The organism is Thermincola sp. GK-1, assembly GCF_059412445.1.
Genome location: NZ_JBSQAT010000025.1, coordinates 1 through 25,498, shown reverse-complemented (window position 1 = coordinate 25,498; position 25,498 = coordinate 1). Strand labels below are relative to the sequence as shown.

22 protein-coding genes and 1 pseudogene are annotated in these 25,498 nt (G+C 46.1%); 12 read left to right on the top strand and 11 right to left on the bottom strand.

Going from position 1 to position 25,498, the window contains the following annotated elements; translation table 11 throughout:
* The 5 genes from ACSNJE_RS15035 to ACSNJE_RS15015 form a co-directional block, all read left to right on the top strand.
* On the top strand, nt 1–153 hold a 153-nt coding region (locus tag ACSNJE_RS15035; protein WP_495253011.1), incomplete at its 5' end, for an iron-sulfur cluster-binding protein.
* Between the two features lie 21 nt (nt 154–174).
* A complete protein-coding gene (gene fdhF / locus ACSNJE_RS15030; protein ID WP_495253010.1) occupies nt 175–2,865 on the top strand; it encodes a formate dehydrogenase subunit alpha in 2,691 nt (896 codons plus the stop codon).
* Nucleotides 2,866–2,885: 20 nt separating this feature from the next.
* Complete coding sequence (locus tag ACSNJE_RS15025; RefSeq protein ID WP_495253009.1) at nt 2,886–3,833, top strand: selenium metabolism-associated LysR family transcriptional regulator; 948 nt, start codon at nt 2,886–2,888, stop codon at nt 3,831–3,833.
* Nucleotides 3,834–3,900: 67 nt separating this feature from the next.
* On the top strand, nt 3,901–4,410 hold the full coding sequence (locus tag ACSNJE_RS15020) for an acyl-CoA thioesterase (RefSeq protein ID WP_495253008.1): 510 nt from the start codon (nt 3,901–3,903) through the stop codon (nt 4,408–4,410).
* 57 nt (nt 4,411–4,467) lie between these two features.
* Nucleotides 4,468–4,602 (top strand): hypothetical protein, encoded by a 135-nt coding sequence (locus tag ACSNJE_RS15015; RefSeq protein ID WP_495253007.1) that lies wholly within the window; start codon nt 4,468–4,470, stop codon nt 4,600–4,602.
* A gap of 216 nt (nt 4,603–4,818) precedes the next feature.
* Here the strand turns inward: ACSNJE_RS15015 and ACSNJE_RS15010 are convergent, their stop codons facing one another.
* The 5 genes from ACSNJE_RS15010 to ACSNJE_RS14990 form a co-directional block, all read right to left on the bottom strand.
* On the bottom strand, nt 4,819–5,016 hold the full coding sequence (locus ACSNJE_RS15010) for a cold shock domain-containing protein (RefSeq protein ID WP_495253006.1): 198 nt from the start codon (nt 5,014–5,016) through the stop codon (nt 4,819–4,821).
* Between the two features lie 237 nt (nt 5,017–5,253).
* Nucleotides 5,254–5,937, bottom strand: a complete 684-nt coding sequence (locus tag ACSNJE_RS15005) for a queuosine precursor transporter (protein WP_474660681.1) — start codon at nt 5,935–5,937, stop codon at nt 5,254–5,256.
* A gap of 25 nt (nt 5,938–5,962) precedes the next feature.
* The gene (queC, locus tag ACSNJE_RS15000) at nt 5,963–6,640 is read right to left on the bottom strand and encodes a 7-cyano-7-deazaguanine synthase QueC (protein WP_495253005.1); all 678 of its coding nucleotides are present in this window, start codon (nt 6,638–6,640) and stop codon (nt 5,963–5,965) included.
* A 162-nt stretch (nt 6,641–6,802) separates the two neighbouring features.
* A complete protein-coding gene (locus ACSNJE_RS14995) occupies nt 6,803–8,374 on the bottom strand; it encodes a multicopper oxidase family protein (protein ID WP_495253004.1) in 1,572 nt (523 codons plus the stop codon).
* Nucleotides 8,375–8,566: 192 nt separating this feature from the next.
* Nucleotides 8,567–9,301 (bottom strand): carbonic anhydrase, encoded by a 735-nt coding sequence (locus ACSNJE_RS14990; RefSeq protein WP_495253003.1) that lies wholly within the window; start codon nt 9,299–9,301, stop codon nt 8,567–8,569.
* Nucleotides 9,302–9,590: 289 nt separating this feature from the next.
* Here ACSNJE_RS14990 and ACSNJE_RS14985 point away from each other — a divergent pair, with 289 nt between their 5' ends.
* Nucleotides 9,591–10,190: an RNA polymerase sigma factor gene (locus ACSNJE_RS14985; RefSeq protein ID WP_474773405.1), complete on the top strand. Its 600-nt coding sequence runs from the start codon at nt 9,591–9,593 to the stop codon at nt 10,188–10,190.
* 15 nt (nt 10,191–10,205) lie between these two features.
* Nucleotides 10,206–11,564 carry a DUF4349 domain-containing protein gene (locus ACSNJE_RS14980; protein WP_495253002.1) on the top strand — a complete coding sequence of 453 codons (1,359 nt, stop codon included), beginning with the start codon at nt 10,206–10,208 and terminating at the stop codon, nt 11,562–11,564.
* A 16-nt stretch (nt 11,565–11,580) separates the two neighbouring features.
* Here the strand turns inward: ACSNJE_RS14980 and ACSNJE_RS14975 are convergent, their stop codons facing one another.
* Together ACSNJE_RS14975 and ACSNJE_RS14970 are read right to left on the bottom strand one after the other, a co-directional pair.
* Nucleotides 11,581–11,955 (bottom strand): DUF6385 domain-containing protein, encoded by a 375-nt coding sequence (locus ACSNJE_RS14975; protein WP_495253001.1) that lies wholly within the window; start codon nt 11,953–11,955, stop codon nt 11,581–11,583.
* Nucleotides 11,956–12,027: 72 nt separating this feature from the next.
* Complete coding sequence (locus ACSNJE_RS14970; protein WP_495253000.1) at nt 12,028–12,729, bottom strand: DUF6385 domain-containing protein; 702 nt, start codon at nt 12,727–12,729, stop codon at nt 12,028–12,030.
* A 194-nt stretch (nt 12,730–12,923) separates the two neighbouring features.
* Between ACSNJE_RS14970 and ACSNJE_RS14965 the strand changes: the two genes are divergently transcribed.
* The 5 genes from ACSNJE_RS14965 to ACSNJE_RS14945 all read left to right on the top strand — a co-directional run bounded on the left by ACSNJE_RS14965 (nt 12,924) and on the right by ACSNJE_RS14945 (nt 20,656).
* Nucleotides 12,924–14,915 carry a tetratricopeptide repeat-containing glycosyltransferase family 2 protein gene (locus ACSNJE_RS14965; RefSeq protein WP_495252999.1) on the top strand — a complete coding sequence of 664 codons (1,992 nt, stop codon included), beginning with the start codon at nt 12,924–12,926 and terminating at the stop codon, nt 14,913–14,915.
* Nucleotides 14,916–14,917: 2 nt separating this feature from the next.
* The gene (locus ACSNJE_RS14960; RefSeq protein WP_495252998.1) at nt 14,918–16,390 is read left to right on the top strand and encodes a glycosyltransferase; all 1,473 of its coding nucleotides are present in this window, start codon (nt 14,918–14,920) and stop codon (nt 16,388–16,390) included.
* Nucleotides 16,374–18,248 carry a glycosyltransferase gene (locus ACSNJE_RS14955; protein ID WP_495252997.1) on the top strand — a complete coding sequence of 625 codons (1,875 nt, stop codon included), beginning with the start codon at nt 16,374–16,376 and terminating at the stop codon, nt 18,246–18,248. Before ACSNJE_RS14960 ends, ACSNJE_RS14955 begins: the two co-directional genes overlap by 17 nt.
* 56 nt (nt 18,249–18,304) lie before the next feature.
* On the top strand, nt 18,305–19,864 hold the full coding sequence (locus tag ACSNJE_RS14950; protein ID WP_495252996.1) for a glycosyltransferase: 1,560 nt from the start codon (nt 18,305–18,307) through the stop codon (nt 19,862–19,864).
* A gap of 63 nt (nt 19,865–19,927) precedes the next feature.
* Nucleotides 19,928–20,656, top strand: a complete 729-nt coding sequence (locus ACSNJE_RS14945) for a class I SAM-dependent methyltransferase (protein ID WP_495252995.1) — start codon at nt 19,928–19,930, stop codon at nt 20,654–20,656.
* 2 nt (nt 20,657–20,658) lie between these two features.
* Here the strand turns inward: ACSNJE_RS14945 and ACSNJE_RS14940 are convergent, their stop codons facing one another.
* From ACSNJE_RS14940 to ACSNJE_RS14925, 4 genes and pseudogenes are all read right to left on the bottom strand, one after another.
* Nucleotides 20,659–21,495: a hypothetical protein gene (locus ACSNJE_RS14940; protein WP_495252994.1), complete on the bottom strand. Its 837-nt coding sequence runs from the start codon at nt 21,493–21,495 to the stop codon at nt 20,659–20,661.
* A gap of 41 nt (nt 21,496–21,536) precedes the next feature.
* On the bottom strand, nt 21,537–24,167 hold the full coding sequence (locus tag ACSNJE_RS14935; protein ID WP_495252993.1) for a glycosyltransferase: 2,631 nt from the start codon (nt 24,165–24,167) through the stop codon (nt 21,537–21,539).
* Between the two features lie 16 nt (nt 24,168–24,183).
* On the bottom strand, nt 24,184–24,669 hold the full coding sequence (locus tag ACSNJE_RS14930) for a tetratricopeptide repeat protein (protein WP_495252992.1): 486 nt from the start codon (nt 24,667–24,669) through the stop codon (nt 24,184–24,186).
* 334 nt (nt 24,670–25,003) lie between these two features.
* Nucleotides 25,004–25,498, bottom strand: a pseudogene (locus ACSNJE_RS14925) (hypothetical protein); the annotation flags it as partial.

Below are 25,498 nucleotides of genomic sequence, written 5' to 3'. Positions count from 1 at the left end.
TTTAAACCTGAGGAAATCATCACTACCCTGGAAATGAACATGAGATGCGGCGTAGGTAAATGCGGACGTTGCAACATCGGCGAGAAGTATATCTGCGTTGACGGACCGGTATTTAACGCGGCCCAGATTAATAAACTGCCGCCTGAGTACTAGCAGTTTTTGGGAAAGGGGTAAATTGATTTGATAAATGTGGTTATAGACGGAAAAAATGTTTCTGTGCCGTCAGGAACCAGTATTTTAAAGGCTGCCCAGTCTATTGGGATTGAGATCCCAAACCTGTGTTATGACCCTGAACTGACGGTCTTTGGCGCCTGCAGGTTATGTGTGGTCGAAGTAGAGGGGGCCAGGAACCTTATGGCAGCCTGCTGCACAGAAGTTGCCGAAGGGATGGTGGTACATACTCAGAGCGCTTCAGTGGTCGAAGCGCGAAAAGTGATAATCGAACTGCTCCTGGCCAATCATCCCGAGGACTGCATGACCTGCCAGAAATTCGGCAATTGTAAACTTGCCGATTACGCGTATCTTTATGGCGTGCGTAAAAGTAGTTTCACCGGCGAAAAAAGAGATGAAGCGATAGATGCCAGCAACCCCTGTATTGAACGGGACATGAATAAATGTATTCGATGCGGCAAGTGTGTGAGGGTATGCTCCGAAATTCAGGGACGGCATGTAGTGGATTTCAGTTCCAGGGGTTTTGGCACCAAAATAACCACCGCTTTTGACACGCCCTTGGGAAAGTCTGATTGTGTTAGCTGCGGCAGCTGCGTCGCGGTATGTCCCACGGGAGCCCTTACTGAAGCCATGATGAAAGGGCAGGGGAGAAGTTGGGAAGTTAAAAAAGTCAGGACCACCTGCCCTTACTGCGGCTGCGGCTGTAACTTTGACCTGAACGTGAAGGATAATCGGGTGATAGGGGTTACCTCTAACCCCTTAAGTCCTGTGAACGGGCGGCATCTATGTGTTAAAGGCCGTTTTGGTTATGATTTTATCCATAGCCCGGAACGGCTTACCGACCCCCTGATTAAGGAAAACGGGAAATTTAAAAAAGTCAGTTGGGATGCGGCTCTTAACTATATTGCTGACAGGCTCGGGGAAATCAGGCAGCAACACGGCGGTGATTCTCTGGCTGTATTGAGTTCGGCCAGGTGCACCAATGAGGAAAACTATTTACTTAACAAATTTGCCCGTGCTGTACTGGGCACTCCAAATATAGACCATTGTGCACGATTATGCCATGCTTCAACTGTCGCCGGGCTTGCTCTTGCTTATGGCAGTGGCGCGATGACTAACTCCATCAGAGAAATCCGGGATGCGGATTTTATCTTAATAATAGGGTCAAATACGACTGAAACACACCCAATTATCAGCCTGGAAATACGAAAGGCCCTGAAAAAGGGAGCCAAGTTAGCGGTTGCAGACCCGCGGAAAATAGAACTTACCGGCCTGGCTGACTTCCACCTGCAGCTCAGGCCGGGGACCAACGTAGCGTTAATTAACGGGTTAATAAACGTAATACTGGAAGAAGACCTGTGGGATAAAGAATTTGTAAAAAACCGAACCGAAAATTTCTCTGCCATGCGGAAAGCTGTTCTGAAATATAATCCTGAATATGTGGCAGGAATAACCGGTGTTGACGCAGAACTTATCCGGCAGGTAGCAAGGGCATATGCCCGGGCGGAGAAGGCTACTATATTATATACTATGGGTGTTACCCAGCATACTTCGGGTACGAATAATGTACTGGCAATTGCCAACCTGGCCATGCTCTGCGGCCAGATTGGCAAACCAAGTTCCGGCGTCAATCCATTAAGAGGTCAGAACAATGTCCAGGGCGCCTGTGATATGGGGGCACTGCCTAACGTTTTCCCTGGTTACCAGCCGGTGGCTGACCCGGCCAACGTGCAGAAGTTCGGCCAGGCCTGGAACGCCGAAGTACCCGGGGAAATTGGCCTGACTGTGGGCGAAATGATAGATGGAGCTCTTGCGGGGCACATTAAGAGTATGTACATTGTGGGCGAGAACCCCATGCTCAGTGACCCGGATATTCAGCATGTCCAAAAGGCGTTGGAAAGCCTGGAATTCCTTGTAGTCCAGGATATTTTCCTTACAGAAACTGCTAAACTTGCTGATGTGGTACTGCCAGGAACAAGTTTTGCTGAGAAGGACGGTACTTTCACCAATACAGAAAGAAGGGTGCAAAGGATCAGTAAGGCTATTGAACCTATTGGCAATACTAAACCGGACTGGCAAATTATTTGCTGTTTGGCGGAAAAAATGGGTTACCGGCAGATGAAGTACTTCCATCCCTCTGAGATAATGGATGAAATCGCCAGGTTAACCCCAATTTATGGCGGTATCAGCTATGACAGGCTGGAAGAACAGGGGCTGCAGTGGCCTTGCGGAGATAAAAAACACCCTGGCACACCTATCCTGCATAAGGATAAATTTACTAGGGGGTTGGGCAAATTTCATGCTGTTGAGTATCACCCACCTGCTGAAACGCCTGATAATGAGTTCCCGTTTATACTAACCACGGGCCGGAGGCTTTACCATTATCACACGGGAACAATGACGCGAAAAGCCAAAGGCATTGAAGCTATTTACGGAAATGAATTTTTGGAAATCAACCCCTATGATGCTGATAAACTCGGAATTTACGACCGGGATACGGTTAGGTTGTCTTCCCGCAGGGGATCTATAACTATAAAGGCATGTGTCACAGACAGGGTTAATCCCGGGACGGTGTTCACATCATTCCACTTTACAGAGAACCCCATAAACATAGTGACAAATACTGCCTGGGACCCAATTGCCAAAATACCGGAACTTAAGGTCTGTGCTGTCAGAATTGAAAAAATATCATAAATGTATCGGCGGTGTGAATTTTGAACCTGGATTTTCTTCAAACATTTATAAAAATTGCCCGATACGGGAACCTGACAAAGGTAGCGGAGGAACTGGGCATCAGCCAGCCTGCTATTACAAAACAGTTGAAGGTTATGGAACAGGAGTTTGGTGCAAAGCTATTGCACAGGGGTCAGAAACAAGTCACTCTCACTGAGGCAGGTACGGTTCTGGAGCTGTATGCTCAACAAATTGTTAACCTGATGGACAAGGCAAAGTACGATATTTCCAAACTACATAAAACGGTATCAGGAAAGTTGTGCATCGCAGCCAGTACAATTCCAGGCCATTACATCCTGCCTTTTGTAGCAGGGGAGTTTTGTCAGGAGTTTCCCCAGGTTCAGTTAACTTTGGAAGATGGCGATACAGATGAAGTAATTAAAAAGGTTTTGGATAAATCCGTACACATTGGAGCTGTTGGCGATTGTCCAGGCCATCCACAGTTAATCTGCCAACATTTTTTTACGGACCGGTTGATTTTGATTGTTCCGGCATCTCACCGGTGGGCAAAAGAAAAGCATATTTCTCTGGAGGAAATGAAAAGAGGGATTTTTGTCTGGCGGGAAAAAGGTTCAGGAACAAGGAAAAGCATTGAAAGAATACTGGCAGCACAGGGTATTGATGCGGATAAGCTGAAGATAGCCATGGAACTGGGAAGTACCGAATCAGTAATCACTGCTGTTGAGGCCGGTTACGGAGTATCATTTGTTTCCAAGTGGTCGGTTCAGAACGAGCTTCAGACAGGCCGGATAAAAGAAGTGGAAGTTATAGGTTTTGACGGCACGAGAGACCTCTATTTCGTTTATTTAAAATCTGATATTATACCGAGAACCGTTGAAACTTTTATCAACTTTGCAAACAGTGTAACAATGAAAGAAAAACTGATTAAATATTTAAACAAAAGTGAGACAAAGAGGATACAAAAATAAAGAATTCAATCTCAATGTAGAGCTAATAAAGTAGCAGGCCCGTCAAAGCATAAAAGGAGCGATTCAATTGACCGGAAACGGGAATAAGGTTGGTAAAAAACAGTTAAACGGTAAACCGCCGAGAGCTTCCGAAGTCCAGACCACAGAGCTGGTCCTCCCCAACGATACTATTTTGTTGGGCAACCTGCTGGGCGGCCGATTGATGCACTGGATGGACCTGGCCGGGGCTATGGCCGCTTCCAGACACGCCAACAGCATTGTGGCTACAGTGGCTGTCGACAGCCTTGATTTCAGGCATCCCGTCCGGCAGGGTGAAATGGTGGTCCTAAAGGCGAAATTGACCTGGGTTGGGAATACTTCCATGGAAGTTATCGTTCGCGCGTATGCCGAGAATATGATTTCCGGGAATGTGATTCTGACCAACGAAGCCTATTTTACCTTTGTCGCTCTCGATGAGAACGGCCGACCGAAAAAGGTGCCGCCGTTGGTACCGGAAACGGAAGAGGAGATGAAGGCCTGCAGAGAGGCGGAAGAGAGAAGAAAGAAAAGACTGCAAAGAAGGTTCCCGCATATTTGAAGATGGCGAAGGGTGCTGCACTGCAAAAATGTGCCGCTGGGGAGGTAAAACAATAAGTTGCGACTTGGTGAAGGGCGGGTAGACAGTGTTAACGATAGTGAGGGCTTGAAATCGCTGTTTCCGGCACGGACGCCGGAAACCCGGCCACGAGCCATGGACGGCGATTTGGCCGGGTTCAGCGCTTTCAACTGAACGGAGTTTTGCACTGTCTCCGCCCGTAACCTCGGAGCAACAATTGTTTTACCTCCACAGCGGTTACAGCCTTCTTGGCCAGGTTTTGCAGCACAAGGCTCCGTGGTAGCCGGGTCACCCCACCCACCTTTCCTCCATGCTGGAAACAGGGATTTGACTTTGTCTAAAATCTGAAGGGGTGTTCTCTTTGAGAACACCCCCTGACGTATCTCCGAATTACTTGCGGACAACGTTGGCAGCCTGCGGCCCACGATTACCCCGAACGATATCGAAGAAAACTTTTTCGCCTTCTTCAAGAGTTTTAAATCCCTCGTTCTGAATAGCTGAAAAATGAACAAACACGTCGCTGCCGTTGCTAGCTTCGATAAAACCAAAGCCTTTCTCGGCGTTAAACCATTTTACTGTACCTTCCATCACGTAACCTCCTTTTCAACAAGACTGATCAAAAAGTCAAAACCCAAAATCCTTTTGTCCAATCCTGCAGAAACAAGAGGCCAAAAACGGTTTGTGTTTCAAACTCTTTAACACGTGTATTAACAATAACATATTTCCGGAACAAAAGCAAGCAATTCAATGAAAAAAGTTTACGTATGGGGTTCATATTATTCTTGCCGGAAGCATTTTTCTTGACCAAAGTCGGAGTAACTACAGTTATATACAATTGGACAAACTGCCCGGAGGCGTTACACTGTTATCCTTCTTTGCCCACTTCACCAGCATATAGGCCAGTGGCGTTCCGCCCAGGGCTTCGCAGGCCACTTTGAAAAGATATTGAGTAACTATCATGGTGACCAGCACTTTATTGGGCACAGTGCCATAGAAACCAATGGTAAAGAAGAACAAAGTGTCTAAAACCTGCCCTATGACACTTGAGCCTATAGTGCGAATAAACAAAAAGCGTTCGCCGGTAAATTTCTTGATAAACTCCAGGGACCAGGAGTTAGTCAGTTCGCCGAAAATATAACCTGCGAAACTTGCCAGGGTAATCCTGGGCACCGCGTTAAAGATAAATTTGTAATGTTCCTGGCCCTGCCAGAAATCGGGGTAGGGCATGTAAACTCCTATATTGGTCCAGACGACCAGCAGGAAGTTGGCAAAAAAGCCCAGCCAGATTACTTTTTTAGCCGTCTTATAACCCCAGACTTCTGTCAAAACGTCACCTGTCATAAAACAGAGGGGATAGGCTATGACGGCAGCCGGAAGGACCATACCCCAGAAGGTCACCAGTTTGGTGGCCATCAAGTTGGAAATAATCAGCAGGATAATATACAGGGAAGTAATGACAGTGAATTTGTTAAAGGGACTGCCGGCGTCCATGTTTATCCGATCGCTCATTTCTGTTTGCTCACCTCCTAAAAGGTTATAACAATCCTTCATAAGGAATTGGGTCTTTTAAGCCGGCTTCTTTGAAACCTTTCAACCTCAACAGGCAACTGTCGCATCTTCCACATGCCTTTTCCCCGCCGCGGTAGCAACTGGTGGTCAATTCCAACGGTGCTTTATTAGCTACTCCCAGTTTCACAATCTCAGCTTTGGTCAGGTTTAGTAATGGGGCCTCAATTTTAATTTCTCTTTTGTCCTGGGTTGCTGCTTTGGTTGAATAATCGGCTAACTGCTGGAACTTTTCAATAAATTCGGGTCGGCAGTCAGGATAACCTGAATAATCTACAGCGTTAACACCAATAAAGATTTTTTCCGCCCCGATTACTTCCGCATATCCCAGGGCGTAACTTAAGAAAATCAGGTTACGGGCCGGTACATAGGTCACCGGTATTTCGGACCTGTTTTCGTCTCCCTCGGGTACATCTATGTTGGCGGTAAGTGCACTGCCGCCGATGGAGTCCATATTGGTGGTAATAATGAGGTGCTTTTTTACTTGATAATACTCAGCAACTTTTTTTGCACATTCAATTTCCCTGGAGTGCCTTTGGCCATATAGAAAACTGATGGGGTAGAGCTCGTAACCTTGTTTTTGGGCCACGCTCATGCAAACTGTTGAGTCCAGTCCTCCAGAGAGCAAAACTACCGCTTTTTCCATAAATCCTCCTCTAAAATTATATACAGATATTATAAAAGCGAAAACCATTTTCTAAGACCTTCAGCCATAATAGAGTATATTACGACGCAAATCCTTAAAATCCTTTAAGAATTGTGGGTGTGCTGATACAACTAGGTAAAGCCGGCATCGAAAGTAATTATCTTACTCTTCTTCCTCCGCTACTACTTCGTAAGGCCTCATCATTTCATTATCTTCATGTTCTAAAATGTGGCAGTGCCATGGGAAGATGCCGGTAAAAGAAGCAAATCGTATAATAATCCTGGTAACTTCTCCCGGGTTAGCCCGAACTGTATCTTTCCAGCCCCTTTCCGTTGGATCAGGGGGTTCAGCCGGCCCGGTAAATACAATCTCGCCGGTCTCTTGAAACCTTTTTACATCAAAGGGTTGGCGGTCAAGAATCAGGAAACGGACCAGGTGCAGGTGGATGGGGTGGGTATCCGGGGTCGTGTTGATCAACCGCCATATTTCAATATTTCCCAATTCCGGCTCATCGGTAATAGGGTCAGACCAACGCAAGCCTTCGAGCAGTAGGAGCAGCCGGCCAAATTCATCGGTACTCTCTACTAGCGTTTGATCCCTTACCACACCAGCCATTTCTTCCTTTAACCTGGGCAGCAAGCATAAGCGCGATGGTACAGTGCTGGTATCCGGCCCCGATAAGGGCAGATTAACCCTGAACTGCATTAGCTGACCTACTGGGTCGGTGTTGGGATCAACAGGGTTTCCATTTGGGAAAGGCGTTGGCGCATCATTGGTAAGAATGATATTTTGGCCTGTAAAGGCAGTAAAATCAAGAACAACATCTGCTCTTTCTCCCGGACCGAGGGTGATTTCATTGGTAACTACAGGCTTTTTGAGGAAGCCCTGATCAGTACCTATCTGGATAAAGGGCTGTCCGGAAGTAAGCTTCATCCTGTAAAAACGGGAATTGGAACCGTTCAGTAGGCGGAAACGGTACTTCCTCGGTTCAACCTCCAGAAAAGGCCAGACTTTACCATTAACAAGAATGGTGTCTCCAAAAAATTCAGGGACTATTGACGGGTCCGGGAAACCGGGCGGGAACCCTTCGGGCGGCGGGTCCGGCTGCCTTGGATAAAAGAGGGACCCATCAGGGTTAAAGGACCTGTCCTGAATTACAAGGGGAATTTCAAAATTGCCTTTTGGGAGGTTCAACTGATCCTCACAGTCGTCACGGATTAGGTAAAATCCAGCCAGCCCTGCGTATACATTAAGACGGGTTATACCCAGGGCGTGGTCGTGGTACCATAAAGTAGTTGCCGGCTGGGCGTTGGGGTAGTCATAAATCTTTTGAGTGAAAAAAGGTCCAGTTTGTTCAAAGTCGTTTGTGAACCAGGCTTCCGGGTATCCATCGCTTTCATCTGGGACATTTCCTCCGTGGAGGTGTACCACAGTGCGTACAAGGGGGTTAGGAGGTTGTGCTCCGTGGACCGTTCTGTCCACCGGAAGGAGATGCCTGTTCACAGGCAGGTTATTTTCCCATTTTACTTTAATAGGTACGTTCTTTCTAACCTCAAAAGTAGGGCCCGGATAAGTTCCTTCATAACCCCAGACCGTTGTCTCAGGTAAGTCCCTGTGCAGTTTCTGTTTAAACTCTCTCATTGCAACCCTATAGAAATCGACGCCATTTAATTTACCTACCGGTTTCAGTATTCCTGGAATTGGCAGAGGGTCAACAAATTTTTCGAGGGACATGTGTTCACCTTCTCTTTTAAAAATTTTTTGTATTATTTATATTCAATGTAGTGATAGATTGTTCAAAAGCAGATTACTTCGTTATTTTTTGGTGAAACCAAAACTATGCTGCAACCTGCTGTTTAATTGACCAAAAATTTAAGGCTCCGGGTAATTACCCAAAGCCTTATCAAATAAAAGAAGATATTTACATTATTCTAACCACTCAACTTTGCCGGTATCCAGGTGGTACTTGGCGCCAAGAATTTTAAGTTTCCCTTGTTCAACCAGTTCTTTGACCACCGGGCTTTTGGCTTCAATTTCAGCTATGACGGCTTTAATGTTTTCATTCTCAGCATTTTTGAAAAGGTCGTCACCGGAAGCGCCGGCAGCTTTAACCTTGTCAACAGAAGGCTTAATTTTAGTGAGAATAGCCCCAATGTTACCTTCCATTTTATCGCCTTTTTCAACAGCTTCCACTGTTGCCTTAACAGCGCCGCAGTTGGAATGGCCCATAACCACCAGGACAGGGGTATGCAGGTGCTCAACGCCATATTCAATACTTCCGATATCTACAGGCTCGACAACATTGCCTGCGGTGCGGATGATAAACACATCGCCCAGTCCCTGGTCAAACAGGATTTCGGGGGAAACACGGGAGTCGGAGCAGGTCAGTATGGTGGCAAAGGGATGCTGGCCTTTTTTGACCAGATCTTCCCGCTTGCTGCTGCTCAGGTCGTCCTTCAGCACCTTGCCTGTAACATACCTTTGATTACCTTCGACCAGCAGTTGTTTAGCCTCTTCGGCGGTTTTTACCTCTCCCCTGGTATAGAGTTCAGGCGCTGCCTTTTCTTTTTCGGTCGTTGGGGCAGCCGTTTGCTGTTGTACGGCGCATCCTGAAACAACGGCCACGGCGACAATGAGAAGTATTGCCAGGATGTACCGCAAGGTTTTACCTCCTTGCATGAACAAACACCTCCATGAATTATTTGATAATTTATAAAATTCTATATTCTTTGTCTGAGGTTAAAATTCCTACCATATAATAGATAAATTTTCCTTTAAATACCGAAGCACGCAAAAATTGCTGCCTCTCTTTTATACCAATATGGTTTGGGGCAGGATTATTTTTGGCACCAATAGAAAGTTGGTTTAAAAATTTTTTGCTGCCCGGAACTTTGACGGTAGGTCAAGCGTCAAAAAAATGAATGTGTTCAGGAGAGGGGAGGGGTAGTGGGTGTGTCTGTCGGACGAAGTCTTGATTGCCCAAAGCAAAGAAGGCGATCTGGAGGCCTTTACCCAATTGGTGGCCAAATATGAAAATAAGGTTTATACCATTGCCTACCGTTTTTTCGGCAATCACGCAGATGCGTCTGATATTGCCCAGGAGGCCTTCATCCGTGTCTATAAATCTCTCCATTCTTTTCGGGGAAACTCGGCTTTTCTGACATGGATGTACAGGGTGGTTACCAATGTATGCAAAGACGAACTGCGTAAGCGTGCGCGGGAAAAAACCGTTTCTATTGAAGAATTGATGGATAATAAGAAGGGATCTGCAATGCGTAAAGAAGGCAGCATCTCAAAGCTTCCGGAAGATGCTGTCATCCGGAAGGAATGGCAGCAGGAGGTTCAGGAAATTTTAAATTCCCTGTCGGTGGAACACAGGACAGTAATTATTATGCGCGATATTCAGGGGTTTTCCTACGAAGAAATTGCATCCATGCTGCAGTGTTCGCCTGGCACGGTGAAATCCAGGCTTAACCGGGCCCGGCATGCCCTGAAGGAAAAATTGCTGGTGAGGCAGGAATTGCTTGACGGCATTTCCTGTTCCAAATAGAAAGGAGGGATTGCTGTGGAATGTAAAGACTTTCGCGATTTACTGTCTGCATATATTGACGATGTTTTGGACCCATCTGACAAAGAGGCCGTGGCACAACACCTTGCTCTTTGTGCAGGGTGCCGCCAGGAACTGGCAGACCTCCAAAAAGCAGTGGCTGTTATAAAGTCTTTAGGTGAAATAGCCCCGCCGGAACATTTTCGTGAGCAGTTGAAAGTCAGGTTGCAGGCTGTGCAAAAGGAAATTGGAGATGAGAAACGGGGAATGGGCAGTGCAAAAAGCAGGCTATCATTTATCAGGGATTGGAAAAAGAGCTTAAAAGGGTGGAATTTTTTCCGTGCCCGGTGGATTGTTCCGGCGGCAGTGTTATTACTTGGTATTGGTATCGGTTTGGTGGCAGATAAGGTTATGAACCAGAGAGGATTATATAACATAAGTGCATTACCCCAAATGGGCGGTTCGAAGGCTAAAGAATATAGTCTAGTGACTGGAGCCAAGGATGTTCAAAAAGCTGTACCAAAAGAAAGTGGCTCGCAGGAGCGGTACAAAGCATTGCCTAATGAGGCAGTCCCAACATATGGCTGGCCGACGGGCAGCGGCGAAACCAACGATAAACAGGTGTCAATGGCCGAAAGTGATAAAGCGGATATCCTGGCCACGGTTCCCGCAAATAACGGGGGAGCGGATATAAAATCACAGGCCGGTACCGGCGTGCAGCAGCGGCAAATTATAAAGAACGGTTGGTTAACTATTAAGGTGCAGAAATTTGATAAATCGGTACAAGATATTGGTATGTTGGCAGAAAGTTTTGGCGGTTACGTGGAAAACTCCGAGGAAAATAATGATGGCACGAAAGCCGGCCGTTTCGTAGTAAGGGTGCCGGTAAACAAGTTTGCGACTGCCATAGCTGAATTTGAAAAACTGGGCCAGGTGGTTTCCAAACGACTGGCCGGTGAGGACGTTTCCATAGAATACAGGGACGCCGGTGCCCGGCTGAGAAATCTTAGAAGGCAGGAATCACGGCTGTTGACGCTGGTAGACAAGGCCGCATCCCTGAGCGATGTCCTGGCTCTGGAAAATGAGTTAAACAGGGTGCGGCAGGAAATCGAAAGTATTGAAGCGAAAATTAATTATCTTGGCAATGTTACAGAGATGGCTACCATTCACCTGGAAGTACGGGAAGCTGGCGATAAAAATGCGCCCGACTCTCAAGGAGTTGTTAAGAGGGCCTGGAATGCTTTTGTTGAGAGCTGTCGGGATCTGCTCAGGTTACTTGAACGGTTGATTGTATTGCTGGGTTCTGTCTTGCCTTACTTGATTGTCATAGTAGGTGGATTGTTAATGTTTAGATACTTCAAAAAAAGTAAGCAATAAAAAAGACGCCTGGCGCTTAAGCTCCATAATAAGGGAGATTCCCAACCGAGCGACATTTCCAAGCTGGTGGCCGGGTCATCTGGAACCACACTGTTAGTTTTGCCGGATGGTCCGCTGACTTGGATTTATAGCCTACGGTGGCATATTTTGAGAAATAATTTGGGACTAATGTTATCAGACTTCTGGGCGGAACATCGATTTCCAGCCCGTCAGGCAAAAAGACAGTGCCGTCAGGGCTGACTAAAAGACGTACTACAGCACGATTATTATAGCTATGGTTAAAAACAAAGAATGAATAGGTCTGAGCAAAGGCCACCTTAAAATTTCTGAGCTTTTTATAATTATTTGTGGTGAAGGCTGTCAGTTTAACGTTCACAAAGGTTACATCCATAAACCTGGCACCTCGTAACAATGTAATGAATAGGGGGGATGGTAATATCCCCCCTTAATATTTTTTGCAGCCTTATTTCTGAGCCTGGAAGACAATGTTCAGCGTTACGGCACTGGCTGAATTGACAGCTGCATAGTAAACCCGTGCATATTTAACCAGCAGTGAGCTGGTGAGGAAGGCCACACTGTTCTGGTTTATGGTAACCGGTGCCACTTCCTGGAGCCAGTCGGATTCAGATGCACCGGTAGCGCTCATTTGAATCTGCACTACGGCCTGAGCATTTGCATCCAGCGATTCATTTTTTACAGCAAAGGTCCATGCGTTGTAGCCGAGTACGGTTTGTGCCGTGGCGCCGCTGTATGTGGTAGATGTTTTGTTGGCAACTACTTCAACGGCTTCAGTGGGAGACAGACTTTCAATGGCTATACCCAGTGGAACACCAGCTGTTGTAATGCTGACGGTACCGACGTTCACACTTCCTGTGACAGCGAGGCCGGTGCTGGTGATGCTGACGGTACCGACGTTCACACTTCCTGTGACAGCGAGGCCGGTGCTGGTGATGCTGACGGTACCGACGTCCACGTTGCCGGTGACGGCGAGGCCGGTGCTGGTAATGCTGACGGTACCGACGTTCACACTTCCTGTGACAGCGAGGCCGCTGGCAGTAATGGATAGGTTACCCGAGGCATCGGTATTAAAGGCTACATTGTTACTACCGAAAATTTTTATACGCATTTGGTCAGGATTATCTTGAAATACTTTAAAGTTAGGCATTTTTTTCACTCCTTATGATTGTGTTAAAAACTGCCAATGAGTAATCTTTTGAGGTATGTTTACATAAACCCGCCTTTATTTACAGTATGCAAATATGTTATTAAATGGTTCTTACTTTCGGTATAACCGGCGGGAACTTTTATTACGGACTGACCATATTATAAGGCAGAGCAACAAAAAGAGGTGTTTCGAAAGTGGAAGGGAAGAGGCTGAGTGTCTGTTTGGTGGTGAGAAATGAAGAAAAATATTTGCAGCGGTGTTTGGCGAGCATAAAGGATATAGCCGCCGAAATAATCGTGGTCGACACCGGTTCCACTGACAAAACAGTAAAGATTGCCAAACAATTTACTGATAAAGTCTATGTTATCAGATGGCGCGATGATTTTAGCAAGGCCCGCAACTTTGCCCTGGATAAGGTTTCCGGCGATTGGGTTTTATTCCTGGACGGCGATGAGGAATTAGACCGTCAATGTATCCCGGCGCTGCTGGCAAAGATTAACCACGGGGACGCGGAGGGTTACCTCATTAAAGTCCTTAACTACTATGAAACCGGAGGACGGGTCGAAATATCACCGGACGTAATCTTCCGGCTCTTTAGGCATAACAGGAAATACCGTTATTCCGGAGCAATTCATGAACAGATATGTGACAGCATACTGGCTGTTAACCCTGATGCCAAAATCAGCATTGCCGAAGACATTTGTATTATCCACTATGGTTATCTAAAGGAAGAAATTGAGGCCAAAAATAAAGCGGAACGGAACACCAGGCTGCTAGAAAAAGCCGTCAAAAAGAACCCCAATAATTTACTTGACCGTTTTCACCTGGGGGTAGAATACTTTCGGGTTGCCCGGCTTGACCAAGCCCTGGAGGAATTTCTTTTCGTTGTTGATAAAGTCAACTTGCAGGCAATTTACGTTCCCAAATTAATGCGCTACGTTGCAAAATGCTACTATTTGCTGGGTAACCTGCAGGAAGCCCTCCGCTTCATTGACAACTCGTGGATGAAAAACTTTCCGGACTGTGGTGACCTTTATTACCTGAGAGGAACTGTTTGCCGGGAACTTGGCCTTTATACCGAAGCTTATGATTCCTTTAAAAAGTGCCTGTCTGTTCCCACTCAGCCCGCCTATTACGGCAACCAGTACTGCCATTATAAAGATAAAATATATCACCAGCTTGGTGAATTAGCTGAATATTTTATGGATAAGGAAACGGCTCTTGATTACTACATAAAAACTCTCAGGGAGAATCCGCGGGCTATTCATTCCCTGGCCAGAATCATCAGTATTTTAAGACCGAAAAACAATCCCGAATATACCATGCAGGCTCTAAACAGCGTTTTTGACCTTTCTGACCCGGTTCTCCAGGTGGATTTGGGCCGCATATTTTTCCGGGAGAGGGCTTACCCACTGGCAGTCCAATGTTGCGATACGGCGATGAGTCTTGGGGTGGAATCGGCCCAACTACATCTAATTAAAGGGCTGAGCCTGTTAAGAACCAAACAGTACGTGTCCGCTATTCAGGAGCTTAACCTAATTCCCCCTGAAAACGACTTTTATTCTGTGGCGCAGGGTAATCTATTCATTCATTACTGGTTAATGAAAGAGAACAGAAAAGCTGCCACCTGCCTGAAAAATATTAAGGCCGCGGGTACTAACCCGGCGCTGGCCGAAGTTCTGGAAATCCTTCGTGAGGGCAGGCAGGTCGGTCCTGAAGATTTAAAGAACCCCAAAGAATCGGTGCTTCCTATGGTTAATGAATTACTGGAGAATTTGATAGAATCAGGTGAACTTGATAGCTTGGAGGATGCCTGGGCCTGTTTTGAACGCCTTTTTGACAGGCGGCCGGCCAGGTTATTGGGAGACCTTTTTTTTAAATATGAAAGATATGATCAAGCGGAACTTGAATACCGGCAGCTTATTGAGGAAGACAGTGCGGATCCGCAAGTATTGTATCGTTTGGGGAAATCCTGCTGGGCCCAGAACAATCTGGCTGAAGCGGAAAAGCATTTATACAAAGCTTTGCAAGCGGGCTGCAATTCGCCGCAGGTTAACTGGGAACTGGCCCGACTTTACCAGGATATGGCATTGAAAACCCTGGAAGACGGCCTGCAAAAATATCCGGAGAATACCGAAATGTTAAAACTGCAGCACAAAATTAAGGATAACCTGATCGAGGTGTAACCATGCACTCTTCACCACTGTTATCCCTCTGTATGATTGTAAAAAACGAGGAAGCCATGCTGCCCCGTTGCCTCAAAAGCGTCTCCGGCCTGGTTGACGAAATCATTATTGTTGATACAGGGTCGACTGATTCTACCAGGGAAATAGGGAAAAAATTTAACGCCAGGGTATTTGACTGTGCCTGGGATGATAATTTCAGCAATGCCCGTAACTTTTCTCTGGCCCAGGCTTCAGGCGAGTGGATACTTGTGCTGGATGCCGATGAAGTGCTGGTCTTTGAAAGTAGAGACCAGGTGAAAAAACTTTTAAGTGAACCCGGGGTGGAGGGGTATTTTATCAGGATTGTCAATTTACTTGGAGCTCTACGGGAATTTGAGACCAGTGAAGATTTTGTAGTCCGTCTGTTCCGCAACAAACCGGAATATCGTTTTACAGGAGCAATACATGAACAGGTCAGGCCCTCCATAAGCCATCATGCCGGCGAAAACTTCCTGAAAAGAGCGCCCCTGACCATTTACCATGACGGGTATTTATCAGAGTTAATTCAGAAGAAAGGTAAAGTCAAGCGCAATACCAGTGTTATTATCAAAGCCTTGAGGGAACAGCCGGGAGACCCTTTTCTGCTGTACAGTTTGGGGTGTGAATACTTTGTTTCCAACTGTTTCAAGGAAGCCCTCAGTTTATTCAGGCAGGCCCTGTCTGCACTTTCCGTGCGGGAGGGCTATATCCCAGACTTAATTATCAAAATGGGATTATGTCTTTATAAACTGGGCGAACTTTCAGAGATGGACTTGCTAATCACCCGTTATAAAGACCTTTACCCCCTGGCGCCGGAACTGTCGTTTTTATCAGGGTTGACCAAGCTGGATATGGGAAAGTTATCGGAAGCTGAACAAGATATCAATGAATGTATGATGCACCTGTCTTTTGGTTCCCCACATCACCTGGGAATAAAGAAACACCAAGTATATCAGGTCTTAGGCGAAATAAATGAGGCAAAACACTCCTGGGATAAGGCTGTAAAATTTTATTTTTTGGCATTACAATCCCAGCCCAATTATCTATACCCTTTAAATAAGTTAATAAACATTTACAAAAACCATCACCCCGGTGTCAGGCTAGAGGATTTTTTGGGTTTCTGCCCACCGGACACCAAATATAGGCTATTGACAAAACTAGACTGGGAAATTGATGATGAGGCTGTAATATATCTGATTCTCGGTCTCATCCGGGATATCATGATCAGTGATTTAAATATTGCCCAGCTTTTTATTCCCAGATTTCTAGAAATATTAAATGATAAACAAATTGCGTTAAAAAATTTGCGTACTGCTGCAACTGCTGCCTTGGCAAAAGCAGCAGTTACCCTGGCCTGCTACAAGGCTGTTGAAGTAGGCAATACTTCTGAAATATGCAAAAAACTAATGGATAACATTAAGGATATTCTGCTTTGGAAATATGAAAACAAACTATAAAGAAAACAAGAGAAAACATAATAAAATCAGCCTGTGCATGATTGTCCGTAACGAGGAGAAAAATCTGGCCAGGTGCCTGTTAAGTTGTATCGGTCTGATAGATGAAATTATTATAGTTGACACAGGTTCAAAGGACCAAACTAAAAAAATAGCCAGGCAGTTTGGGGGCCAGGTTTTTGACTATCGCTGGGAGGAGGACTTTGCTGCGGCCAGGAACTTCGGACTACAGCAGGCTTCCGGTGACTGGATTCTGGTACTTGATGCCGACGAATTTCTGGAAGCGGCTACTGCTCCCAGAATTAAAGACCTTACGACCCGCTCCGATGCTGCTGACGTTTACCTGGTACCTGTAAAAAATCTGATGATTCCTGAGCTTGGAGAATGGCAGACCTTTATGGTATTAAGACTATTCAAGAACAGTCCTGATTTGCGGTATCAGGGAAAAATTCACGAGCAGGTCCATATTCCCGCAGGTAAGAAGGTGGAATTCGCGGAGAACGGGCCTGTAATTATTCATCTGGGATATACGGGCGGCCAACGGGTTAAGAAAAATCAACGGAACCTGAAAATGTTAAACAAGGCTCTGGAACTGGAACCTTATAATCCCTATTATCACTATTATCTCAGTACGGAATACATCATCGGGGGAGATTTACCCCGGGCCCTGCATCATGTTCGACAGGCCTTGGCCGGCATTGCGCCGGACGTAGTTTTATTTAGGGTGGCTGCCGTCAGAAACGCGGTTCTTTGTCTGCTGCAACTCAGGGAATATGATGAAGCGGAAGCATTATTAAAGTCGGAAATTAAGACTTTTTCTGATTTCCCTGATTACTATTTTTCCCTGGGTGAGGTATACCGGGAAAAAGGCGATTTAGTTAAGGCTGTTGAAAATTTTGACAGGGCTTTGGAAATCAGGAAGCCGTCATTGATTGGCTGCGGTATACCCGGGTCCAACGGTTACAAAACGCTATTTTACCACGGTTTATGTCTGGAGCAAATGCGCAGGTATTTTGAAGCCGTAGAAAGTTACCGGGCAGCCCTGGCCGATAATCCAGCCTTTACTATACCTTTGGCCAATTTGGTCAGGTGCCTCCTTATCATTGGAGGAGAAAAGGAATGTATGTACTACCTGTCTAACCGGTTTACCATTGTTTCTCCCCAACTTAAACTCCTGGTGGCCCGGCTTCTCTTTGCCGGCGGGTATCCCTTTGCCGCCGAAGTTTATACCGGAGAAATAGATGATGAAGGCACAAATTATGGCAAGACTATGCTGCTTGGTGAAATGGGTTTGGCAAGAGGAAATGTAAAGGAGGCCCTGGCGCAGTTCAGCAGAATCCCCTCAACAAACAAATTTTACCCAACTTCACTTTTATTCATGTGTTTATGTCAATGGAAGCTTGGAACACCGGTTGGGAAAGAACTGATCACAGAACTGGCGAACATTAAATCCGGCTCCTCCGTGGTAAAACTGATTAAAGCTGTCAATTCGTTATTTACCCGGCGGCACTGCGGGCCTTTGATTTTTGAGAATTCCGGGGAGACGGAAGGTTTTATAAAATATGGCCGGGAATTATTTGTTAAATTTGTGGAGCTTAAGATGTATTATGAGGCTAACGTTGTTGAGAGTTACCTGATTGTCTTAAATCCACGGCTTAGAAGCGAACTGGCTTACTGCTACCGGAAATACGGCGCTTTCGACCATGCGAACCGGTTGATGGGGTTATCCGGCAGTGGCAGCAGCGGCAAGGGAGGACAAATTGCCGGTCCCCGGTCATACTTGGACTTGGCAGACAGTTTTCTGAAAATGTCGGCCGAGTTTATGGATAATGTTCCAGTTTTACCGGAAAATCCAAAATGAACTCCGGAAATTTTTTCACAAAGCCACCTGGGATGGAAGGGAGTCTGGAATTCGCGATGAACCCTTGCAAAGTTTTAATTGGCAGCGCCATCAGGCAAAAGCCGGCCATCTTGAAGGAATTCTTGCAGTCTCTCATGGAACTGGACCGTACAAATCTGCAAACGGATTACTTTTTTATTGATAACAACGACTACCAGGAGTCGGCCAAATTGTTAAGGGAATTCAGAATGGAAGGTTCGACGGTTTTCCTCGGCGTTGCGAACCCCACAGAAGCGTACCGCTGTACGGAAGAAACCCACTACTGGAATGATAGATTGATTTGGCAAATAGCGGCTTTTAAAGATCACATCCTGAAGTTTGCTTTGGATAATAATTACAGTCACGTTTTCCTGGTTGATTCTGACCTTGTCCTCCATCCCCTGACGCTGAAACAACTGCTGTCGTCAGGCAAGGATATCATTTCTGAGATTTTCTGGACTGAATGGGCGCCGGGTACAGGTGAACTGCCTCAGGTGTGGATTACGGGGCAATATTCATTTCATCTTGGCGGCAACAGTATGCCTGAAGAGGAAAAACAGCGGCAAGCGGCACAGGTCATTGCTCAATTAAAGGTACCAGGTATTTACGAAGTGGGCGGTTTGGGCGCCTGTACGTTGATTTCGGCAAAGGCTATTGCCAAAGGCATAAGTTACAGGCGTATAAGCAACGTTGATTACTGGGGTGAAGACCGGCATTTTTGCATCCGGGCAGCAGTGCTGGGTTTTGCACTTTATGTGGATACCCATTACCCCGCTTTTCATATCTACCGGGAGTCCCTGCTACCTAAAGTGGCGGAATACAAAAGAAGTATCAAACCGGCAAAAAAAAAGAGGCGGGAGAACCGGCAAATAAAGCGGGAGAACTGGCAGAGGAAGAGCTCTGGTAATAAACTGACCTTGTCCATGATTGTCCGGAATGAGGCGGACAGGTACCTGGCCAGGGTTTTGGCCCATGCCCGACAGTATATTGATGAAGCCGTTATAATTGATGATGCCTCCATTGATAACACGGCAGATATTTGCCGTGAAATCCTGCAAGGAATACCTCTTACCCTGATAACCCAAAAACGATCTACTTTTTCTACCGAATACAGGCTACGCAAAAAGCAGTGGCGGGAAACTGTGAAAACTAACCCCGACTGGATTTTAATCCTTGACGCCGATGAGATGTTTGAAGATAAAGTTGTTGCGGAAATGCCAAAACTGATTAACCAGACGGAATTTGATTATTACGCTTTTCGTCTGTATGATTTTTGGGATGAAGAGCATTACAGAGAGGATAAGTTCTGGCAGGCCCATAAAGTTTACCGCCCTTTCCTGGTCCGTTACATCCCCGGCTTTGTGTACAAGTGGCTGGAGATACCACAGCACTGCGGCCGTTTCCCCTGTAATATTACAGAGCTGAAAGGCGCTCTATCGCCATTGCGCGTTAAACATTTCGGGTGGGCCAATCCCCAGGACAGAGAAAAAAAATACAAAAGGTATCTAAAGTTTGATCCGCAAGGTGTATATGGCATAAAAGAACAATATGAATCTATCCTGGACCCGGCACCAAACCTGGTCAGGTGGGAGGAATAAAAGGCGGAAGACCAAGCCGGAACAAGGAAGAAAAACCTGAATCAAATGAACGGAGTGAGTGAAATGGAGCATGACAGGGAATACTGGGACAGGATGTGGAAAGGCAATGGGGGCTTTGACGAAAATGTCTTTTTTGAGTGTGTAGTTGATTCCATTATCGATAATATGGGGGGAAGCGTGGCAGGCCGCCGCATACTGGAGGCCGGCGCCGGGACCGGAACCAGTTCCTTGCAACTGGCCAGGCGGGGGGCAATTCCAACCCTGGTTGATTACAGCCCGGTGGCTATCGAAAAAATGCAGGATATGTTTGAGCGCAACTCCATACCTGCCGTTTTTCTCCTTAACGATATACGACGAATGGATGCGGAAAACAACAGTTTTGATCTTGTTTTTAATGCAGGGGTAATGGAACATTTCTCTTATGAGGAACAGGTCAGGATACTCCGGGAAATGAAAAGAGTATGTAAAGACACCGGCAGAGTTATCGTGTTGACCCCCAATGCCAGGTGCCTGTTCTACCGGTTATTGAAATGGCTCCTGGAAACAAACGGCACATGGCCCTGGGGGCCTGAACAGCCTGTGGTTTCTCTTCTGCGGCAATTTAACGAAGCCGGCCTAAAAGTGGTCAGGGAGTATTCCGTAGGATTTCTGGAGAGCCTGGAACACCTGGCATGCATTAAGAACACTGAAGGGATTGTCAGTTTGCTGAGAAGTTTTTATTATGCCCTTCCCGCTGAGGATAAAAATCTTTTTGAGGGCTATCTAGTCTGCACTGTAGGCGCCAAAACCTAAATTTACGGTTCGAGTACGGATTTTGCCAGGTGCAGGAAATCTTTACTGCCGTGAATTTCTGCCAACTGCAGAAAACCGTAGGAGCCGTATTGTTTAAACAGGCCGTTCAGGTTAATCATAAATTCCTCCGTTATATTCTGTAATGTTGTTCTCTGGGCCATTGAAGCATGGTATACATATGACGCCAGGTAGCATTTCGGCTTCCAGCCCGTTCTGGTGCCCATGTAATACCTGTAACCCAATAAAAGGCTGTCATCCTCATAACCCTGTTTGCCTTTTAATAGGCGGGTATCATACCCGCCGACTTTTTTCAGGGCTTCAATTTTATGAATTACGGGGTGGACAAAGCCTTCGCATAACTTTTCTTCCCTGAGACTTTGACAGAGGCTGATAATTTCTTCAGGTTCCAGTGGAATGTCGATACTTTTGGTCCCCTTTTTCCAGGGGTGAATTTCACCGAATTGAGTAATGATACCCGGACAAATCATAGGTTCATCATGGGTTTCCAAATATTTTATTAACGGTACATGCCAATAGGCTGGGAAAATCATATCTACGTGAATTTCCGAAAGAAATTTGTATTGGGGTAGGTTTTCCCAGATATATTTCATGCACCGCTGTCTCGCTACAGGAATTCCTTCGTTCTCACCGCACCCAAGGATGTGAAAGGTAAACCGGTAATCGCAAAGATATTCACTTAATTCGGAATTGGTCATATATCCCTGATTATATACCACAATACAGGTATCTTTGGTCTGCTGTAAAGAATTAAAGCATTTATCGGCCATTTTTAAATCATTTTCATCTCTTAATAAAAAAGTCAATGTATGGACAAGCAATGGGCTGCCTCCTTTTTTTAACAGTCTATTTTTTATGCAATTTAAACAGAATTGTTGAACCACTCTGTATTTGTTTTTTGCCAGCGTTCCCACATAGACCATGCCCGCCTGAGGTTTTGGTCACCGGGGTAAGATTCCCTGGCTCGGGTCAATACATTTTTCAACATAGAGGTGTAGGCTTTTAACTTTAATTTAAGGACAGTTGGTTCCCTGTCTGCCCAGGCAGGGTCAATCCTATTCAAGAGTTTCAGGGATAAACCGGGCCAGCCAAGGGCAATGAACTGTGCGGCCAGAGAAACCAGCCCTTCATTGGACTTCAAATTAAAATACCTTTCCAGAAAAATTTCCACATTTTTTGGCCGGCTGCGCTGTTTCAAAATTTTGGATAATAAGTTTGCGGCAGGAACAAAATCAGGAGTCCGGTATAATACCTGCAAACAAAGTACAATCGCTTCAGCCCATTTGTCTTTTTCCAGGTATAATTGGGCCAGGTCCACATAACTTTGTTCCCTGTTTAATTCCCAGGCGTAATTAAAGGTGGCGGCATTGCTTGATGTCTGGAATAGTTTTTGTAGGATTTTCTCCGCTTTATTATGCTGTTTTTGAATCAGGTAAATGCTGCTGAGAAGAGAATACTGGTCCTGCAGGGCGGAGCCCAATTTTTTTAGCCCCGCTTTGATAACCCTTTTTGCGCCGCTGTAATCTTTCAACTTAAATAAACACAATGCTATTTTACGAATAATGTCAGGGTAGTAGGGCTCTTTCGTGCTGCACAGTTTTTCGGTTTTTGTCAATTCTGCCAGCGCTTCCCGGTATCTGTTTGTCTGCATATATTCAGAAGCAAGACAATAGGCCAGATAAGGACCGGCTCCTTTGTTAATCTCTTTCTGAAGGATTTTGATATTCCTTTCCCGTTTAGCCTGAAAACCTGCCAGGTCCCGGTTAAACCCATAATGATGCACCTGGACGTCAGAATCTTCGACCCGTACTGGTTTTTTTCCGTTTTTTTTAAGCAGAAGCTGTTCGTATACAGCCCCAGTATACTTGAAGTTTTTTCTGTTCCGAAACAGCAGTATTTTCTTGTCTCGCATGGCAGGCGCGTTTCCGCCCAGGTGATTTAACACGGTAAACCTGTATGCATCGGCTTTTCCGGTTTCAGCGATACGCCGTATCTTACCGCAATCACTGAGAGATATATCTATATCGGCATCAATGGACAGTATCCATTTGCCTCTGGCCAGACTGAGGGCTTTGTTTCTCGCCAGGCTAAAATTATCGTTCCATGTCATAGTTGTTACTGTGGCCCCGAACTTTTCTGCTACCCGGACCGTATCATCGGTGGAGCCCGTATCGACAACAATTATTTCGTCGGCTATAGCTGTCAGCCGACCAAGGTGATTCCGCAGGTTATCTGCTTCGTTTTTTGTTATCAGGCATAGGCTGATAAGAGGTTTTTTACTGAAAGGAACGATTATATTTTTCCCAACGTGGTTGTCCGGCCAACTGGCCAACAACCTGTCTGCGATATGTTCCGGCATTATCCGCCGTTCAGTCAGATAATAACGGGCTTCATTCCTGTCGGCCACCTGCCAGAGGTAAGCGATTACTGCCTGGAGGGCAAAAGAATAATTAGAATTGATGCGGTAGGCTTCAGCGGCGCATTCAAAGGCTGCCCATGGGCGGCCCAATTGAACAAAAGCGCTGGATAAGGAGCCCAGGGCCAGTGAATCACCGGCGCCCTGGTAAACAATGGACCTGACCCTGTCATTTAAGGCCAGGCATTCTTCGAAAATCTTTACGGCGGCAAGGGTTTTTCCCTTGGCCATTAGAATAACCCCCTGCAGGTATAACAGGCTCAAATCCCAGGGGCACTTTTGCCAGCCTCGCTTGGCCGTACTCAAAGCGGCATTGAGCTTTTTTTGCTCTACATAACACAGGGCCAGTTTTTGAAAGGCCGAGGGGGCATAGGCTTCCCAGCCCGTAACTTCATCGGTGACCGCCTTCAGCAGTTTGGCGCCCCGGGTAAAATTCCCCGCCCTTACCAATTCTGCTCCTAAATTGTATTGCTTGAACAGGCTTTGGGGTTCCGCGGCCAATTCCTGTTCAGCCAGAACCAGGTTCCTGTTGGTCTTGTCTTTTTTCTCCACAATTCTGGACAGGTAACCGTAGTGATATATTTTATAGGGGGTTTCGGGGCAACGGGCATATATTTCCATCGGCAGTTGTTCGTGCAGCGCCCCGGTATATCTGTATTTGGGCAGATTGCGAAAAATACGTACATGGTGTACAGTGGAGCAGGGACCGCCGGGCGATTCGCCCAGAAAACTGATTACCGGCATACGGTAGCCCTGGATTTCTTGTCCCACATGCAGCAGGTCCCTTATTTTTCCTTTGGCTTCCGGCGCAAGCTCATCATCGCCGTCCATGATCAGTATCCAGTCGCCGGTAGCCTTACTTAAAGAAAAGTTGCGCGCAGCGGCAAAATCTCCCTGCCATTCATAATCAAAAACTTTGGCCCCAAAGCTTGAGGCAATTTCTTTGGTCCGGTCCGTAGAGCCGGTATCCACGATGATCATTTCGTCTACAATTTCAGCTACGCTGGCCAAACACCGAGGCAGGAACTCCTCTTCGTTTTTGACAATCATGCATAAGCTAAGTCTGGGCAATGACACTATGCAACCCCCCTTATTATTTAAATTGTACAGAGCGCGCAGGGTGGTCAGTGACTTTGAAGCTTTCCAAAAAGTCATGGAATAGTTTGTCCCCGGGAAACTTTTGTTTACCTTCCCGGGCTGTCTTGCCGCATTCCTCTAACAAAAACTGGGCCGTCCGCAAATAATCCTCCGGGCTTAAATTGTTGCTGGCCATAAGTTTTTCTGCCCGGTCAGTTTCGCCGTTTAATAAAAATGCAAATAATAGGATTGATTTGGCAACCCCGCGGTAGATGTTGTTTTCGCGTACCCGGTCCGCATATTCAGCGGCATCGTCCACCCTGTTTATTTTAAGATAGGCCAGCGCTTTTAAAATATTGTTTCGGTCTGTATCAGTTTCCGGTAAGTTTTCCAGCTCATTTATAATGTGTATGGCTTTTAAGGGAAAACCGGCATTAATCCAGTATTCGGCCAGTAAATAACCCTGGGCAGGCTCCTGCAGCGAAATTTTTTCCTCGCTCATTCGAGTCAACCACCTGTTTTAAATTTGAATCCTAAAATAATAGTATTCATAGGGCAATAATATGGTTCAATTTATATTACCTCTTGTAATCTGAGGTTCCGGGCGTTTAGCCCGGAATTTCAAATTGAAGACAAAGTTATATAATAGGATAAGGGGAGGCTAAATGATTCCTTCGCTCTGGGCGAAATCTAGATCGGATAACCGCTTCCGCGTACGCGGATCGCGGACCGATGGGCGATTTTAGCCCTGCTCCGGAAAACATTTAAACTCTCTAAATTTTTCAGAACAACCTTTATCAACAGCCTGAAGTTCCGGGCATTGAGCCCGGAACTTCTTAGGTGAGAGGATCGGGATTAATAGCCGGAACCAGTTCGGCATGTTTAAAGCTGTTTGCCGGCTCCTGTACAAATTCGTTATTCACTCCTACATAGACATAAACTCCCGGAGGGGTAGGTCCTATCTGGACTTCAAACAACGACAGGGCGCTGAGCACGCTTCCGAAGAAGGCTATGGTTCCTTGGTCAGCCGGAAGTGGGATACTTCTTGAAGTCACCAGGGCTTTCGATGTTAACCAGTCAAAGAGTTTAATGTTTATGGTCTGTAAAGCGCCGGAGCGGTTATTCAGAGAAACATCCAGTACGGAAGCTAGTGCTGAAGACCTTTCCACTACACCAGTCGTTAATATCTCTGGTAATTGCAGGTTGAGTATGGACTGAATCTCACTTTTAGCTTCCGCCAGGCCGAAGGTTGGAGACTGCAGCAGGTTGATAATCGACTGGATCTCACTTTTAGCTTCCGCCAGGCCGAAGGTTGGGGACTGCAGCAGGTT

Bases quoted from the DNA above. Each gene is read 5' to 3' on its own strand.
- ACSNJE_RS15010 (WP_495253006.1), bottom strand. From the start codon at position 5,016: ATGGAAGGTACAGTAAAATGGTTTAACGCCGAGAAAGGCTTTGGTTTT.
- ACSNJE_RS15005 (WP_474660681.1), bottom strand. From the start codon at position 5,937: ATGAGCGATCGGATAAACATGGACGCCGGCAGTCCCTTTAACAAATTC.
- queC (WP_495253005.1), bottom strand. From the start codon at position 6,640: ATGGAAAAAGCGGTAGTTTTGCTCTCTGGAGGACTGGACTCAACAGTT.
- ACSNJE_RS14995 (WP_495253004.1), bottom strand. From the start codon at position 8,374: ATGTCCCTCGAAAAATTTGTTGACCCTCTGCCAATTCCAGGAATACTG.
- ACSNJE_RS14975 (WP_495253001.1), bottom strand. From the start codon at position 11,955: ATGGATGTAACCTTTGTGAACGTTAAACTGACAGCCTTCACCACAAAT.
- ACSNJE_RS14970 (WP_495253000.1), bottom strand. From the start codon at position 12,729: ATGCCTAACTTTAAAGTATTTCAAGATAATCCTGACCAAATGCGTATA.
- ACSNJE_RS14960 (WP_495252998.1), top strand. From the start codon at position 14,918: ATGCACTCTTCACCACTGTTATCCCTCTGTATGATTGTAAAAAACGAG.
- ACSNJE_RS14955 (WP_495252997.1), top strand. From the start codon at position 16,374: ATGAAAACAAACTATAAAGAAAACAAGAGAAAACATAATAAAATCAGC.
- ACSNJE_RS14950 (WP_495252996.1), top strand. From the start codon at position 18,305: ATGAACCCTTGCAAAGTTTTAATTGGCAGCGCCATCAGGCAAAAGCCG.
- ACSNJE_RS14945 (WP_495252995.1), top strand. From the start codon at position 19,928: ATGGAGCATGACAGGGAATACTGGGACAGGATGTGGAAAGGCAATGGG.
- ACSNJE_RS14930 (WP_495252992.1), bottom strand. From the start codon at position 24,669: ATGAGCGAGGAAAAAATTTCGCTGCAGGAGCCTGCCCAGGGTTATTTA.